Source organism: Streptomyces sclerotialus (assembly GCF_040907265.1).
Taxonomy (GTDB): Bacteria; Actinomycetota; Actinomycetes; order Streptomycetales; family Streptomycetaceae; genus Streptomyces; species Streptomyces sclerotialus.
Genome location: NZ_JBFOHP010000002.1, coordinates 6,144,345 through 6,158,186, shown reverse-complemented (window position 1 = coordinate 6,158,186; position 13,842 = coordinate 6,144,345). Strand labels below are relative to the sequence as shown.

At 71.8% G+C, this 13,842-nt stretch carries 16 protein-coding genes; 5 read left to right on the top strand and 11 right to left on the bottom strand.

What is annotated here, in order from left to right:
• The first annotated feature begins 75 nt into the window (after window positions 1-75).
• From AAC944_RS27235 to AAC944_RS27225, 3 genes are all read left to right on the top strand, one after another.
• On the top strand, window positions 76-735 hold the full coding sequence (locus tag AAC944_RS27235) for an acetoacetate decarboxylase family protein (protein ID WP_051872010.1): 660 nt from the start codon (window positions 76-78) through the stop codon (window positions 733-735).
• 226 nt (window positions 736-961) lie between these two features.
• A complete protein-coding gene (locus AAC944_RS27230; RefSeq protein WP_030618576.1) occupies window positions 962-1,630 on the top strand; it encodes a potassium channel family protein in 669 nt (222 codons plus the stop codon).
• Window positions 1,627-2,298, top strand: coding sequence for an NAD-binding protein (locus AAC944_RS27225; protein WP_030618579.1), 672 nt, complete (start codon window positions 1,627-1,629; stop codon window positions 2,296-2,298). Before AAC944_RS27230 ends, AAC944_RS27225 begins: the two co-directional genes overlap by 4 nt.
• A 67-nt stretch (window positions 2,299-2,365) precedes the next feature.
• Here the strand turns inward: AAC944_RS27225 and AAC944_RS27220 are convergent, their stop codons facing one another.
• The 7 genes from AAC944_RS27220 to AAC944_RS27190 all read right to left on the bottom strand — a co-directional run bounded on the left by AAC944_RS27220 (window position 2,366) and on the right by AAC944_RS27190 (window position 9,117).
• Window positions 2,366-3,133: a DUF3159 domain-containing protein gene (locus AAC944_RS27220; RefSeq protein ID WP_078888728.1), complete on the bottom strand. Its 768-nt coding sequence runs from the start codon at window positions 3,131-3,133 to the stop codon at window positions 2,366-2,368.
• A 3-nt stretch (window positions 3,134-3,136) separates the two neighbouring features.
• A complete protein-coding gene (locus AAC944_RS27215) occupies window positions 3,137-3,535 on the bottom strand; it encodes an OB-fold nucleic acid binding domain-containing protein (protein WP_078888729.1) in 399 nt (132 codons plus the stop codon).
• A gap of 79 nt (window positions 3,536-3,614) precedes the next feature.
• Window positions 3,615-4,298, bottom strand: coding sequence for a response regulator (locus AAC944_RS27210; RefSeq protein ID WP_030618587.1), 684 nt, complete (start codon window positions 4,296-4,298; stop codon window positions 3,615-3,617).
• A gap of 65 nt (window positions 4,299-4,363) precedes the next feature.
• Window positions 4,364-6,910 (bottom strand): DUF4118 domain-containing protein, encoded by a 2,547-nt coding sequence (locus tag AAC944_RS27205; protein WP_030618589.1) that lies wholly within the window; start codon window positions 6,908-6,910, stop codon window positions 4,364-4,366.
• Between the two features lie 308 nt (window positions 6,911-7,218).
• Window positions 7,219-7,983 (bottom strand): DUF3710 domain-containing protein, encoded by a 765-nt coding sequence (locus tag AAC944_RS27200; protein ID WP_030618592.1) that lies wholly within the window; start codon window positions 7,981-7,983, stop codon window positions 7,219-7,221.
• Window position 7,984: 1 nt separating this feature from the next.
• Complete coding sequence (dut, locus tag AAC944_RS27195; protein ID WP_368396461.1) at window positions 7,985-8,536, bottom strand: dUTP diphosphatase; 552 nt, start codon at window positions 8,534-8,536, stop codon at window positions 7,985-7,987.
• Window positions 8,533-9,117, bottom strand: coding sequence for a PaaI family thioesterase (locus tag AAC944_RS27190; RefSeq protein ID WP_030618599.1), 585 nt, complete (start codon window positions 9,115-9,117; stop codon window positions 8,533-8,535). The genes dut and AAC944_RS27190 overlap by 4 nt, the downstream gene beginning before the upstream one ends.
• 58 nt (window positions 9,118-9,175) lie before the next feature.
• On the opposite strand from AAC944_RS27190, the gene AAC944_RS27185 reads away from it, so the two are divergent.
• The gene (locus AAC944_RS27185; RefSeq protein ID WP_030618602.1) at window positions 9,176-9,619 is read left to right on the top strand and encodes a DUF3093 domain-containing protein; all 444 of its coding nucleotides are present in this window, start codon (window positions 9,176-9,178) and stop codon (window positions 9,617-9,619) included.
• A gap of 32 nt (window positions 9,620-9,651) precedes the next feature.
• Here the strand turns inward: AAC944_RS27185 and AAC944_RS27180 are convergent, their stop codons facing one another.
• From AAC944_RS27180 to AAC944_RS27165, 4 genes are all read right to left on the bottom strand, one after another.
• The gene (locus tag AAC944_RS27180) at window positions 9,652-10,473 is read right to left on the bottom strand and encodes a hypothetical protein (protein ID WP_030618605.1); all 822 of its coding nucleotides are present in this window, start codon (window positions 10,471-10,473) and stop codon (window positions 9,652-9,654) included.
• Window positions 10,474-10,662: 189 nt separating this feature from the next.
• Window positions 10,663-10,965 carry a DUF4193 domain-containing protein gene (locus AAC944_RS27175; RefSeq protein WP_003982531.1) on the bottom strand — a complete coding sequence of 101 codons (303 nt, stop codon included), beginning with the start codon at window positions 10,963-10,965 and terminating at the stop codon, window positions 10,663-10,665.
• Window positions 10,966-11,404: 439 nt separating this feature from the next.
• A complete protein-coding gene (locus AAC944_RS27170) occupies window positions 11,405-12,652 on the bottom strand; it encodes a sensor histidine kinase (protein WP_030618608.1) in 1,248 nt (415 codons plus the stop codon).
• Window positions 12,653-12,657: 5 nt separating this feature from the next.
• Window positions 12,658-13,311: a response regulator transcription factor gene (locus AAC944_RS27165; RefSeq protein ID WP_030062975.1), complete on the bottom strand. Its 654-nt coding sequence runs from the start codon at window positions 13,309-13,311 to the stop codon at window positions 12,658-12,660.
• Window positions 13,312-13,665: 354 nt separating this feature from the next.
• Between AAC944_RS27165 and AAC944_RS27160 the strand changes: the two genes are divergently transcribed.
• Complete coding sequence (locus AAC944_RS27160) at window positions 13,666-13,839, top strand: hypothetical protein (RefSeq protein WP_169746148.1); 174 nt, start codon at window positions 13,666-13,668, stop codon at window positions 13,837-13,839.
• The last annotated feature ends 3 nt before the right edge of the window (window positions 13,840-13,842 follow it).

Below are 13,842 nucleotides of genomic sequence, written 5' to 3'. Positions count from 1 at the left end.
GAGGACACGTCGAACAGGATGCCTGTTCGAAGATCATCAAGTCAGCCCGTTCCGCCCTGACGGAAGGAGTTCGCGATGACCGACCGCACCGGCGCTTCGGACCAAAGGCCCGGCCATCCCGCGCCGCCCTGGCGGGCCCGCGGCACCCTGTGGCTCTCCCTCTTCACCGCGCGCGAGGCGCTGCCGCTCCCCGCCGACCTCGCGCCCCTCGGCAGCCGGCACGCGCTCGCCGTGCTGCTCGTGCGGTACGAGGAGGGGACGCTGCGGTACGACGAGCTCGCGGTCGGCTCCCCGGCCCGGCGCGGCCGGCGGGTGGGCGTGTACTGCCACCGCATCTGGGTGGACTCGGCGGCATCCCTGCGCGGCGGCCGCCTGCTGTGGGGCATCCCGAAGGAGATGGCCCGCTTCACCTGGGACGAGGGAACCGTACGCATCGCCGACGACACCGGGACGCTCGCGGCCCTCCGCGTGGCTCCGCCCGTCAGGGGGCGCCTCCCCGTGCCGTACCTGCCCGGCAACGCCTTCGGGCGGATCGGCGAGGACCGGACCTACCTCGGCGGGCGGCTCGCCGGCCGCCTGGGAACCGGCCGGATCGGCGTCCTGGAGTGGACCGGCCGGCTGCCGGAACTGAAGCGCCCGGAGCCCCGCTGCACGGTCACCGTCTCCCCCGCGCGCTTCTTCTTCCCGGCGGGCACCCGGCTGGGCCGGGCCGGCAGCCCGGGCGGGCCCCGCTGAACAGGGGCCGGCACGTCCGGGAAGGGCAGCAGTCCGTACGTCCGGCCTGCCGGTTACGGTGGTGTCGCACATCAGCGGGGGCAACTTCCCCGTTGCCGCATAAGCTCGTGACCGGGCGTTGCCGGGGCCGGGTGCCCCGGACGGGCCGGTACGCCGGAAAGAAAGTTGTGAGCAGGGTGTTGAGGCAGGCCAGCGGGCCTACGAGGAGTGCGGGGTAAGCGGGACGATGCACATCGTCATCATGGGCTGCGGGCGCGTGGGATCCGCGCTCGCACAGACCCTGGAGAACCAGGGCCACACGATCGCCGTGGTCGACCAGGACCCCACCGCCTTCCGGCGGCTGGGCTCCTCCTTCGGCGGCCGCCGGGTGACCGGCGTCGGCTTCGACCAGGACACGCTGCGCGAGGCGGGCATCGAGGAGGCCGGTGCGTTCGCCGCGGTCAGCAGCGGCGACAACTCCAACATCATCGCCGCCCGGGTGGCCCGCGAGATGTTCGGCGTGGAGAACGTCGCGGCCCGCATCTACGACCCGCGCCGCGCCGAGGTCTACCAGCGCCTGGGCATCCCGACCGTGGCGACCGTCCGCTGGACGGCGGACCAGATGCTGCGCCGGCTGCTGCCCTCGGGCGCCGAGCCGCTGTGGCGGGATCCCAGCGGCGGTGTGCAGCTCGCCGAGGTGCACATCGACGCGTCCTGGGTCGGCCACAAGGTCAGCCGCCTCCAGGAGGAGACCGGCGTACGGGTCGCGTTCCTCACCCGGCTGGGTGAGGCGATACTGCCGACCTCGCAGACCGTCCTGCAGGAAGGCGATCTGGTGCACGTGATGATGCGCACCGACGAGGTGGAGAAGGTCGAGGCGGCGTTCGCCGAGGGGCCCGAGGAGGCAGGCGCATGAGGGTCGCGATCGCTGGTGCGGGAGCCGTGGGACGTTCCATCGCGGGCGAGCTCCTGGAGAACGGCCACGAGATCCTGCTCATCGACAAGGCGCCGACGGCGATCTCGGTGGAGCGGGTGCCGCAGGCCGAGTGGCTGCTGGCCGACGCGTGCGAGATCACCTCGCTGGACGAGGCGGCGCTGCAGCGGTGCAACGTCGTCATCGCGGCGACCGGTGACGACAAGGTCAACCTCGTCGTCTCGCTGCTGGCCAAGACCGAGTACGGGGTGCCGCGGGTGGTCGCCCGCGTCAACAACCCCAAGAACGAGTGGCTCTTCAACGAGGCCTGGGGCGTCGACGTGGCGGTCTCCACGCCGCGCCTGATGTCCGCGCTGGTCGAGGAGGCGGTGAGCGTCGGCGACCTCGTACGGCTGCTGCGCTTCAGCCACGGCGACGCCAACCTCGTCGAGCTGACGCTGCCCCCGGAGGCGGCGCTGGCGGGCACCCAGGTGGGCGACGTGGAGTGGCCCGAGGACACCTCGCTGGTGACGATCATCCGCGGGACGCGGGTGCTCACGCCGAACAAGGAGGACGCGCTGGAGGCCGGCGACGAGCTGCTGTTCGTCGCGGCGCAGGCGCGGGAGGAGCAGCTGGAGGACCTGCTGTCGATGCGGAGGCCTACGGAGTAGGCGGCGCGCCGACGTACGAAGGGCCCGGGACCGTCGTGGTCCCGGGCCCTCGTCGTACGCGGGTTGCTCAGGCGCTGGGCGCATCGGCCCCGGCGGCCTCGGCCTTCTCCTTCTCCTCCAGCTCCGCGATCACGTCGATCGGGGCCGGGGCCTTCGCGAGGAAGATCCAGGTGAGGTAGACGCAGAGCAGGAACGGGGGGATGCCGAGCGCGACCTTGACCCAGCCGAGCTGCGTCGCGTCGCCCCACCAGTACAGCGGGAAGAGGATCGCGGACTTGGCGAGCAGGATGATGCCCCAGGCCCAGGTGGACTTGGTGTACGCCGTGAAGCGGCCGGGGTTGCGGGTGCGCCAGGAGAGGTTCTCGCGCAGGATCGGGCCGAGCAGGACGCCGATGAGCGGGTACCGGAAGACAGCCGAGAGGATGTAGACGACCGCGAGGCCCAGCGTGTAGAGCATACCGGGCAGGTAGAAGTTCTTGGCGTCGCCCGACATCATCGCGAAGACCGCGCCGAAGGCCACGCCGAAGACGCCGCTGAAGGCGTGCTTGAGCGTCTGCCTGCGCGCCAGCCGGACCAGCGCGAGGACGACCGTGAGGCCGAGGGCCACGATCGCGGCGGTGTGGATGTCCCGCTTGATCGTGTAGATGAGGACGAAGACCAGGCCGGGCACGGTGGTGTCCACCATGCCCCAGAACCCGCCGAACGCCTCCAGGAGGGCCTTCTCGGCGGATTCCTTGCCGGGCGCGTGCGCTCCCCGGCGACGGCCGGGCGGCGCCGCCGCTTCGCCCGCGGGCTGGTCCTCGTTGCTCGTGGTCGTCTTCTCGAACGACGTCACCGGCTACTCCTGTCCGAGCGGTCGGAGTTCGTACTTCGGATTGAACAGCACCCGGCGTCCGTGGCTCATGGAGATCCGGCCGGAGGCGATGAGCTTACGGCCCGGTTCTATGCCGGTGATGGCGCGGCGGCCCAGCCAGACCACGTCCAGCGCCGCCGAGCCGTCGAACAGCTCGGCCTCCAGCGCCGGCACCCCGGCCCGGGGACGCAGCGTGACGTGCCGCAGCGTGCCCGTGACCTTCACGATCTGGCGGTCGTCGCAGTCGCAGATCCGCGTACAGCCCGCGTCCTGCGCGTCCTGCTGCAGCTCGGCGGACTGCAGCTCCTCCTCCGAGGAGGACAGCCTGTCGAGCATCCGGCGGAAGCGTCCGGCCGGCTTCTCGGAACGGGTCCCAGCACTCATACAGCCAGCGTACCGGCCGCCTCCCGGCCGGATCACGGGCCCGAGCCCGGGAAGCGGGCCCACCAGGGCAGATTCCGGATCACTGTTCGAAGCGGTAGCCCATGCCCGGTTCGGTGACGAAGTGCCGCGGATGCGACGGATCGGCCTCCAGCTTGCGCCGCAGCTGGGCCATGTAGACCCGCAGATAGTTGGATTCCGTGCCGTACGAGGGGCCCCAGACCTCCTGGAGCAGCTGCTTCTGGCTGACCAGGCGGCCCGTGTTGCGGACCAGGACCTCCAGCAGGTGCCACTCGGTGGGGGTGAGCCGGACGTCGCGGCCGCCGCGGTTGACCTTCTTGGCGGCGAGATCCACGGTGAAGCCCTCGGTCTCGACCAGGACGGCGGCGTCGGCCGGCCCGGTGGGCTCGGCGCGGCGCACGGCGGCGCGCAGCCGGGCCAGCAGCTCGTCCATGCCGAAGGGCTTGGTGACGTAGTCGTCGGCGCCCGCGTCCAGCGCCTCGACCTTCTCGTCGGAGGTCTGCCGGGCGGAGAGCACCAGGATCGGCACCCGGGTCCAGCCGCGCAGGCCCTTGATCACGTCCACGCCGTCCATGTCGGGCAGGCCGAGGTCCAGGACGACCACGTCGGGGTGGCGGGCGGCGGCGAGCCGGAGCGCGGTGGCGCCGTCGGGCGCGGCGTCCACCTCGTACTTGCGCGCCTTGAGGTTGATCACGAGGGCGCGGACGATCTGCGGCTCGTCGTCGACCACGAGCACCCGGTTCATCGGGCCTGCCTTTCCCGCGGACGGCCGGTCGGCCGCCGCAGTCGGTGTACGGGGAGGGGGCGCGGTCATGTCGTCGCCCGGGCGGGGAGGCCGGAGCTGACCGGCGGGTGGCCGGGCGCGGCGCGCAGGGTCAGGACCATGGTCAGACCGCCTCCCGGGGTGTCCTCGGCGGCGAGGGTGCCGCCCATGGCTTCCGCGAAGCCGCGGGAGACCGCGAGGCCGAGGCCGACGCCGGCGCCGCGCGGGGCGTCCCCGTACCGCTGGAACGGCTCGAAGATCCGGTCCTTGGCGGGGTCGGGGACACCGGGGCCGCGGTCCACGATGCGCACCTCGACGCGCTCGCCGAGCGCGCTGGCGGCGACCGTGACACGTGCGCCGTCCGGGCTGTACTTCACGGCGTTCTCGACGAGGTTGGCGACGCACCGCTCCAGCAGGCCGGGGTCGACGGCGACGATGGGCAGCTCCTCGGGGATGTCCAGGCAGACGCTGCCTTCGGGGACGCCGCCGAGCGCCATCGGGACGACCTCGTCCAGGTCGGTGTCGCGGATCAGCGGGGTGACCGTGCCGGTCTGCAGCCGGGACATGTCCAGGAGGTTGCCCACCAGGTGGTCCAGCCGGTCGGCGCCGTCCTCGATGCCCGCCAGCAGCTCGGCCTCGTCCTCGTCGGACCAGGCCACGTCGTCGGAGCGGAGCGAGGTGACGGCGGCCTTGATGCCGGCGAGGGGGGTGCGCAGGTCGTGGCTGACGGCGGCGAGCAGGGCCGTGCGGATGCGGTTGCCCTCGGCCAGCTCGCGGGCCCGCTCGGCCTCGCCGACCAGCCGCTGGCGGTCCAGGACGACGGCGGCCTGGGCGGCGAAGGCGCCGAGCACCCGGCGGTCCTCGGCGGGCAGCTTGCGGCCGGTGAGGGCGAGGGTCATGTGCTCGTTGACGGGCATGTCCACATCCGCGTCCTCGGGGCGGCGCGGTGCCGTGCCCTCGCCGACGCTGCCCGCGCAGGTCCAGGGCTCGACGTCGCTCGCGCGTTCGAGGAGGGCGACGGCGTCCATGGCGAAGGTCTCGCGTACCCGCTCCAGCAGGGCGTCCAGCGTGGTCTCGCCGCGCAGCACGCTGCCGGCCAGGAAGGACAGGATCTCCGCCTCGGCACGCAGCCGGGCCGCCTGGTGCGTACGGCGGGCCGCGAGGTCCACCACCGAGGCGACGGCCACCCCCACCGCGAAGAAGATCGCGATGGCGACGATGTTCTCGGGGTCGGCGATGGTGATGCTGTGGGTGGGCGGTGTGAAGTAGAAGTTCAGCAGGACCGAGCCGACCGCGGCGGCGGCGAGCGCGGCGAGCAGCCCGCCGAGCAGCGCGGCCGCCACGGTCAGGAACAGGAAGAGCAGCACGTCGTTGGCGAGCCCCGGGCCGTTCTCCAGGTTGTACAGCAGCAGCGTGAGCAGGACCGGGCCGAGTACGCCGGTGAGCCAGCCGGCCAGCACCCGGGAGCGGCTGAGCCGGGCGCCGCGCGTCCCCGGCAGGCCGCGCCCCTTGGCGACCTCGTCGTGGGTGACGATGTGGACGTCCAGGTCGGGACCCGAGTCGCGGGCGACGGTGGCGCCGACGCCCGGCCCGAAGACGTACTGCCAGGCCTTGCGGCGGCTGGAGCCCAGCACGATCTGGGTGGCGTTCACCCCGCGCGCGAACTCCAGCAGGGCGCTCGGGACGTCGTCGCCGATGACGTGGTGGAAGCTGCCGCCCAGGTCCTCGACCAGGGTGCGCTGTACGGCCAGCTCCTTGGGCGAGGCGCCGGTCAGTCCGTCGCTGCGCGCGATGTAGACGGCCAGCACCTCGCTGCCGGAGCCCTTGGCGGCCATCCGCGCGGCACGGCGCAGCAGGGTCTTGCCCTCGGGGCCGCCGGTGAGGCCGACGACGATGCGTTCCCGTGCCTGCCAGGTGGAGCGGATGGAGTGCTCGGCACGGTACTGCTGGAGGTACTCGTCGACCCGGTCGGCCACCCACAGCAGCGCCAGCTCACGCAGCGCGGTGAGGTTGCCGGGCCGGAAGTAGTTGGACAGCGCGGCGTCGACCTTGTCCGAGGCGTACACGTTGCCGTGCGCCATGCGGCGGCGCAGCGCCTGGGGCGACATGTCGACCAGCTCGATCTGGTCGGCGCGGCGGACCACCTCGTCGGGGACGGTCTCGCGCTGCCGGACGCCCGTTATCGACTCCACCACGTCACCGAGTGATTCCAGGTGCTGGATGTTGACGGTGGAGATCACGTCGATGCCGGCTTCGAGCAGCTCTTCGATGTCCTGCCAGCGCTTGGCGTTACGGGAGCCGGGGACGTTGGTGTGGGCCAGCTCGTCGACCAGCGCGACGGCGGGCGCCCGGGCCAGCACCGCGTCCACGTCCATCTCGGTGAACACCGTGCCCCGGTGGCTCAGCTCCCGGCGCCCGAGCTCCTCCAGACCGTGCAGCAGCACCTCCGTACGCGGCCGGTCGTAGTGCTCGACGAACGCGACGACGACGTCCGTGCCGCGCTCCAGGCGCCGGTGCGCCTCGGAGAGCATCGCGTACGTCTTGCCGACGCCCGGTGCCGCGCCGAGATAGATGCGAAGCTTGCCGCGTCCCATGGCCCCATTGTCTTACCTGTGAGCTGCCCATGACCGGGCCGTTTCCGCTGCCGACCTTACCGAGCGGGAACGGGACGAAGGCCGCATAGGGGGAGCGGGCGGGCCGGTTTTGACGCGACCCTGACGGGCCGCTCGGGCGGCGGGGTTGTCGGTGCCGCGGTGTCGGTACCGCCCACTACTGTGTTGAGAAGGGGACCTCAATGCACCCCTATAGGGGGAGCGAGGGGCGAAACGGTACGGCATCGCGCGGCCCGCGCCGCCCCTGCCGTACGGGGCGTCGCGGGCCGCAGGGATGCGTACGGACGCGGTCAGCGGATCTCGGTGATCTCCGGGCCGCGCTCCAGGCGCTCCACGCCGCCGCCGAAGCGGGACTGCGAGGCGTCGTCCTGCTGGACGCCCTCGGGCACCATCTGCGCGTCGTCGGGGAGCTTGAGGACGATCGGGTCGCGGGGCGCCATCGGGCCCTCGCCGCGCACCACGACCGTGTCCCGGAAGATCTGCTCCAGCAGCCCGGCGGCCTGCGGCTGCACCGCGCCCTGGCCCGAGATCACGCCGCGCAGGAACCAGCGCGGGCCGTCCACGCCGACGAAGCGTACGACCTGCACGCCGTTGGTCCCGTCCGGCAGCTGGACCGGCACCTGGGCGCGCAGCTCCCAGCCCAGCGGACCGTCGACCTCGTCGATGACCCCGCCCTGCTGGGTGATGCCGGAGGCGATCTCCGCGCGGACCTCGCCCCAGATGCCCTCGTTCTTCGGCGCCGCGAACGCCTGCAGCTGCACGGCGCTGTCCTGCAGCACGATGGTCGCGGCGACGATCGCGTCACCGGCGACCTCCACCCGCAGCTCCATGCCCTCCACGCCCGGCACGAAGAGGCCGCCCAGGTCCACCCGGCCCTCGCCCGGATTGCCGACCTCGGAGATGTCCCAGGGGCCGTCGGGGCGCGGGGCCGGCGGGAGGCTCACGCCGTAGCTCTCCTCGTCCTCGGCGGACTCGTCCGACGTCGCCTCCTCGGCAGGATCGACCGCCTCGACCGCGTCGTCTGGAGCCTCGTTCTTCTTGCGACGTCCGAACACGTCACTGTCCTTCCCGGTCGGCACCGACCGATGCGTATCCATTCCCGCCCGTGGGGCCGCCCACCGCCGCATGACCGCCGGTGGACCCGAATCCCCCCTCGGCCCGCGCCGAGCCGGGAAGCTCCGCCACCTCGTGGAAGCGCACCTTCTCGACCTGCTGGACGACCAGTTGGGCGATCCGGTCGAACCTCTCGAACCGCACGGTCTCGCGCGGGTCCAGATTGACCACGATCACCTTGATCTCCCCACGGTACCCGGCATCCACCGTCCCGGGGGCATTCACGAGCGCCACACCGCAGCGGGCGGCGAGGCCCGACCGCGGGTGCACGAACGCGGCGTACCCCTCGGGCAGCGCGATGGCCATCCCCGTGGGCAGCACCGTGCGCTCCCCCGGGGCCAGTTCGGCCGCCTCGGTGGTGACGAGGTCGGCCCCCGCGTCGCCCGGGTGCCCGTATGCGGGCAGCGGAACCTCCGGATCGACCCGCCGGATCTGTACGTCCACCGGAGTCCGTACCGGCTCTGCCTGATGGGCCACGTCTGCCTGACGGGTCACGGGTTCACCTCGAATGCGCGGGCGCGGCGTACCTGGTCGGGGTCGGCCATCGCGGCGCGGATCTCCTCCGGCCGGCCGTTGTCGATGAAGTGCTCGACCTTCACCTCGATGAAGACCGCCTCGGCGCGGACCGCCACGGGACCCTCGGGGCCGCCGATCCGGCCTTCGGCGCGCGAGTAGATCTTCCGTCCGTGCACCGCGGTGACCTCGGCGTCCAGGTACAGGACCGTGCCGACCGGTACCGGCCGCAGGAAGTCGGTCTCCAGGCGGCCGGTCACCGCGATCGCCTGCAGGAGCCAGTTGAGCGAGCCGAGCGTCTCGTCCAGGGCCGTGGCGAGCACACCGCCGTGCGCGAGGCCCGGAGCGCCCTGATGGGCCTCCTTGACGGTGAACTCCGCGCTGACCCGCACGCCCTCGCCGGCCCGCGCCTCCAGATGCAGGCCGTGCGGCTGCTCCCCTCCGCATCCGAAGCACCGGTCGTAGTGCGCGCCGAGCAGCTCGCCGGGCGCCGGCGCTCCGGGGTGCCGCACCGGCGCGGTGGCGTCCGCGGGCGGCGTCAGCGATGTTCTGTCTCCACTCACAGGTGGAGACCCTACCCGCGCGCGCGGAGCACGCGCGCGCACGTGCCAAGCTGGAGCCATGCAGTCGTACGAAGAACGTCTCACCGCTCCCCGCTCCTGGTGGGTGATCGCCGCCGCCGTCGGCGTCGCCTGCGCCCTGATGCTGCTGCCGCTCGGGACGCTCCCGATGCTCGGCGGGCTGATCGGCGGAGCGGCGCTGGCCGCGGTCGCGGTGAGCTCGTACGGTTCCGCGCGCATCCGGGTCGTGGCCGGGTCGCTGATCGCGGGGAACGCGAAGATCCCGGCCGAGGCACTGGGCGAGGCGCACGTCCTGGACGCCGAGGGGGCGCGGGCGTGGCGTACGTACAAGGCCGACACCCGCGCGTTCATGGTGATGCGGAGCTACATCCCGACGGCAGTGCGGGTCGAGGTGACCGATCCGGCGGACCCGACGCCGTACGTCTACCTGTCGACACGGCATCCGGAGGAGCTGTCGGCGGCCCTGGCGGCGATCCGGGCCTGAGGGCGGTACGAGGGGGAGCTGCGGGGCCGGGGTCAGTCGTCCCGGCCGGGCTCCTGGCGGCCGGTGAGGCCTGGCTCCCGGCGGCCCGTGAGGCCGGGCCGGGCGCGGCCGTTGAGCCGCTTGCGGGCGGGGGCCGGGGGCGGGTCCGGGAGCGCGTCCCAGGGGATCTGACGGCGCCGCAGGTCCTGGCGCACCTTGCCGGCCAGCTTCGCGGTGTCCCGGCGGTTCATGAACGCGCCGACCGCGGCGCCCACCATGAACGGCGTCATGCTCGGCAGGTTCCGCATCATGCGCTTCATGATCTGCTGGCGCAGCTCGCGCTTCATCTGGCCGCCGAGCGCGAGGTTCAGCGTGGCGGGTCTGGCGACGTCGACGCCGCGCTCCTCCGTCCAGGCCTGGACGTACGCCAGGCCACGGGCTCTGAGGCCGCCCTGCGGACGCAGGCCGTACACCTCGTGCAGCTCGGCGATGAGCTTGATCTCGACCGTGGCGACGCCGACGACCTCGGCGGCCAGCTCGGCCGGCATCGCGGGCGGTACCGGCATCATGGCCGCGGCGCCCACTCCGGCACCGACGGTCGCGGTGCCCCTCGTCGCCCCCGCGACGAGCTTGTCGGCCAGCTCCTCGGGGGTCAGGCCGGGGAACTGGCGGCGCAGCGTGGCCAGGTCACGGACCGGGATCCGCGGGGCGGCGTCGATGATCCGGTCGGCGGTCCAGGAGAGACCCGACCGCACCGTGACGCCGCGCTTGCGCGCGCCGTCGACCGTTCTGGCCGCGAGCGTGGCCGCACGGCCACGCTCCCTCAGCGCTTCGGTGCCCCGCTCCGCGGGGAGGGCGGCCTGGTCGGCGGGCACGGGCGCGGTTTCCTCGCGTGTTCGTGCGCCGGCCGCCGGACCGGTCTCACCCTGCTTGCCTCTACGGAACGGTTTCACTGAGCTTCACCTCACGCTGTCGTCCCGGTGACCGCAGCTCTGTGCGGCGTCTGCCCGGGAGACCACCGGTCTCCCTCGCGGGGCCGTACGCGCCACGGTCTCGGCCCGCCCTCAGGCCGCGCAGTCGCGGCAGATGGGCTGACCGTTCTTGTCCTCCGCCGCCAGCTGGCTGCGGTGGTGGACCAGGAAGCAGCTCATGCAGGTGAACTCGTCCTGCTGCTTGGGCAGGACCCGTACGGCGAGCTCTTCGTTGGACAGGTCGGCGCCGGGCAGCTCCAGGCCTTCGGCCTGCTCGAACTCGTCGACGTCGACGGCCGAGGCGGACTTGTCGTTCCGCCGCGACTTCAGCTCTTCGATGCTGTCCTCGTTGAGGTCGTCATCGGTCTTGCGTGGTGTGTCGTAATCCGTAGCCATGGTCGCTCTCCCCCTCTGGGTGTCTGCGGTGTCTCAGCGCTCGTAACGCGTGAGAGGCCGGACTTGTGCCCGACCTGAGGCGGAGATTTTGCCTCACATCAAGGTCTGTTACTCAATCGACACCCAACCGCACCCCTGAAGAGGTGATCGGATTGGATGGCGATAGGACCGTACACGGTCCTAAAGTCGCACCTCGCGCTTGCCATCACGTGTACTTCCCGTGATCGGACCCCCGGGAAACCCGGATTTTCCCGGCCTTCCGAGGGTCCTGACGATCACGGAGAGTAGACGGCCCGGAATTCGCGCCTGTGAGCGATCACACACGTCCGGACCAACGAACGGACCGGTCGAATTCCGCGCAAAGCGAACTCGGGGCGAAGGATGACCGGCCGCCCCTGGCCGCGTCAAGCCGGACCCGCGGAAGCGGTGGCCGGAACTCTCACACCGGCAGCACCACGCGCATGTCCAGGCCTCCGCCCTCCCGCGGCACGGCCGTGATCGTGCCGTCGTGCGCCCGGACGACGGACCGCACGATGGACAGGCCGAGGCCCACCCCCTTGTCGCTGCCCGTGCGCTCCGTACGCAGCCGCCGGAACGGCTCGAAGATGTTCTCCACCTCATAGGCGGGGACCACCGGTCCCGTGTTGGAGACCACCAGCACCGCCCACCCGGGCTGCGCCTCGGTGGTCACCTCCACGAAGCCTTCCTCGGGCACGTTGTACCGCACGGCGTTCTGTACGAGGTTCAGCGCGATGCGCTCCAGGAGGACGCCGTTGCCCTGTACGAAGACCTGCTTGCGTACGCCGCGCAGCTCCACGCCCTTGGCCTGGGCCTCGCCCCGGGACTGCTCGATGGCCTGCGAGGCCACCTCGGCGAGATCGACCGGTCTCCGGTCCACGATCTTGTTCTCGCTGCGCGCGAGCAGCAGCAGGCCCTCGACGAGCTGTTCGCTGCGCTCGTTGGTCGCCAGCAGGGTCTTGCCCAGCTGGGACAGCTCCGGCGAGGCGTCCGGGTCGGCGAGCTGCACTTCGAGGAGCGTGCGGTTGATCGCCAGCGGCGTACGCAGCTCGTGCGAGGCGTTGGCCACGAAGCGCCGCTGCGACTCGAACGCGCGGTCCAGCCGGTCCAGCATCTCGTCGAACGTGTCGGCGAGCTCCTTGAGCTCGTCGTCCGGACCGCCCAGCTCGATGCGCCGGTGCAGGTCGGAGCCGGCCACCCGCTGCGCGGTCCGCGTGATGCGGCCCAGCGGCGACAGGACACGGCCCGCCATCGCGTACCCGAAGGCGAACGCGACGACGGTCAGGCCGACCAGCGCCATCAGGGAGCGGTTCAGGAGGTTGTTCAGGGCCACCGCGCGCTGCTGCGAGATGCAGGTGTTGATGGCCGAGTTCAGCTCGTCGACGTTGTTGGTGGCCGCGCCGGGGCAGCGGTCGGTGACGATCCGGAAGTCCGAACCGATGATCTTGAAAGGCAGCTGGTTGCCGTCCTGGAGGGCGTTGGCCGCCAGCATGTAGATGATGGCCAGCAGCACGATGCCCGCCATCAGGAACATCCCGCCGTACAACAGGGTGAGCCGTATGCGGATGGTCGGGCGCAGCCAGGGGAACGGGCGGACCGGCGGCTTCGGGTCCCAGGTGGGCTTGGGCGGTGCGGGCGGCGACTGAGGCGCCGCGGGTGTCGAGGCCATGCTGCTCAGATCCGGTAACCGGAGCCCGGTACGGTCACGATCACCGCGGGCTCGCCCAGCTTGCGGCGCAGCGTCATGACGGTCACCCGGACCACGTTCGTGAACGGGTCGGTGTTCTCGTCCCACGCCTTCTCCAGCAGCTGCTCGGCCGAGACGACCGTGCCCTCGCTGCGCATCAGGACCTCCAGCACCGCGAACTCCTTCGGCGCGAGCTGGACCTCCTTGCCGTCGCGGAAGACCTCGCGGCGGTTCGGGTCGAGCTTGATGCCGGCCCGCTCCAGGACCGGCGGCAGCGCCACGGTCGTACGGCGCCCGAGGGCCCGTACGCGGGCGGTCAGCTCGGTGAAGGCGAAGGGCTTGGGGAGGTAGTCGTCGGCGCCGATCTCCAGGCCCTCGACACGGTCGCTGACGTCGCCGGAGGCGGTCAGCATCAGGACGCGGGTGGGCATGCCCAGCTCGACGATCTTGCGGCAGACGTCGTCGCCGTGGACCAGCGGCAGGTCGCGGTCCAGCACGACGACGTCGTAGTCGTTGACCGCGATGCGCTCCAGCGCGGCCGCGCCGTCGTACACCACGTCGACCGCCATGGCCTCCCGGCGCAGTCCGGTGGCCACCGCATCGGCGAGCAGCTGCTCGTCCTCGACGACGAGTACACGCACGTCGCTAGTCCTTCCTCACGGCCCCGTCGAGCAGGGCACACACGATTTTTCGAGCACATCCATCCTGCCCCGAGAAGCCGTAAACCGGCTGTAAGCGGAGGTGCGGAGGCACATGGCGGGACTGCGGCTACCCGATTGGCAGCGATTCACCGCCTCCTTGAGGTTTCCGTGAGGTTCGGCATGGGGAGGACGATTGCACACTCGCGATCACGCCCTGCACGACGCCGTACCCGCGACCGGACGGCAGCCCGCAGGGACCACGCCGTGATCTCCCTCTGCCACACCCCCGTGGACGAGGGGCCCACACCCGTCGGCACACCCCCGTGCCACCGACCCACGACGAGGGGGCGCACCATGGACGCGTTCACCGCAGGCATTCTGCAGCGCATAAAGAACACCGAAGCCGACCTGGACCGGGCCCGCGAAACCGGCGACGACTTCCTCGCCGACGTCGAGCAGGCCGAGCTGGAGGACCTGCAGCGACTGGCCTCCGAGCACGGTGTGGAGGTCGGCGCGCCCAGCGCCTGACCC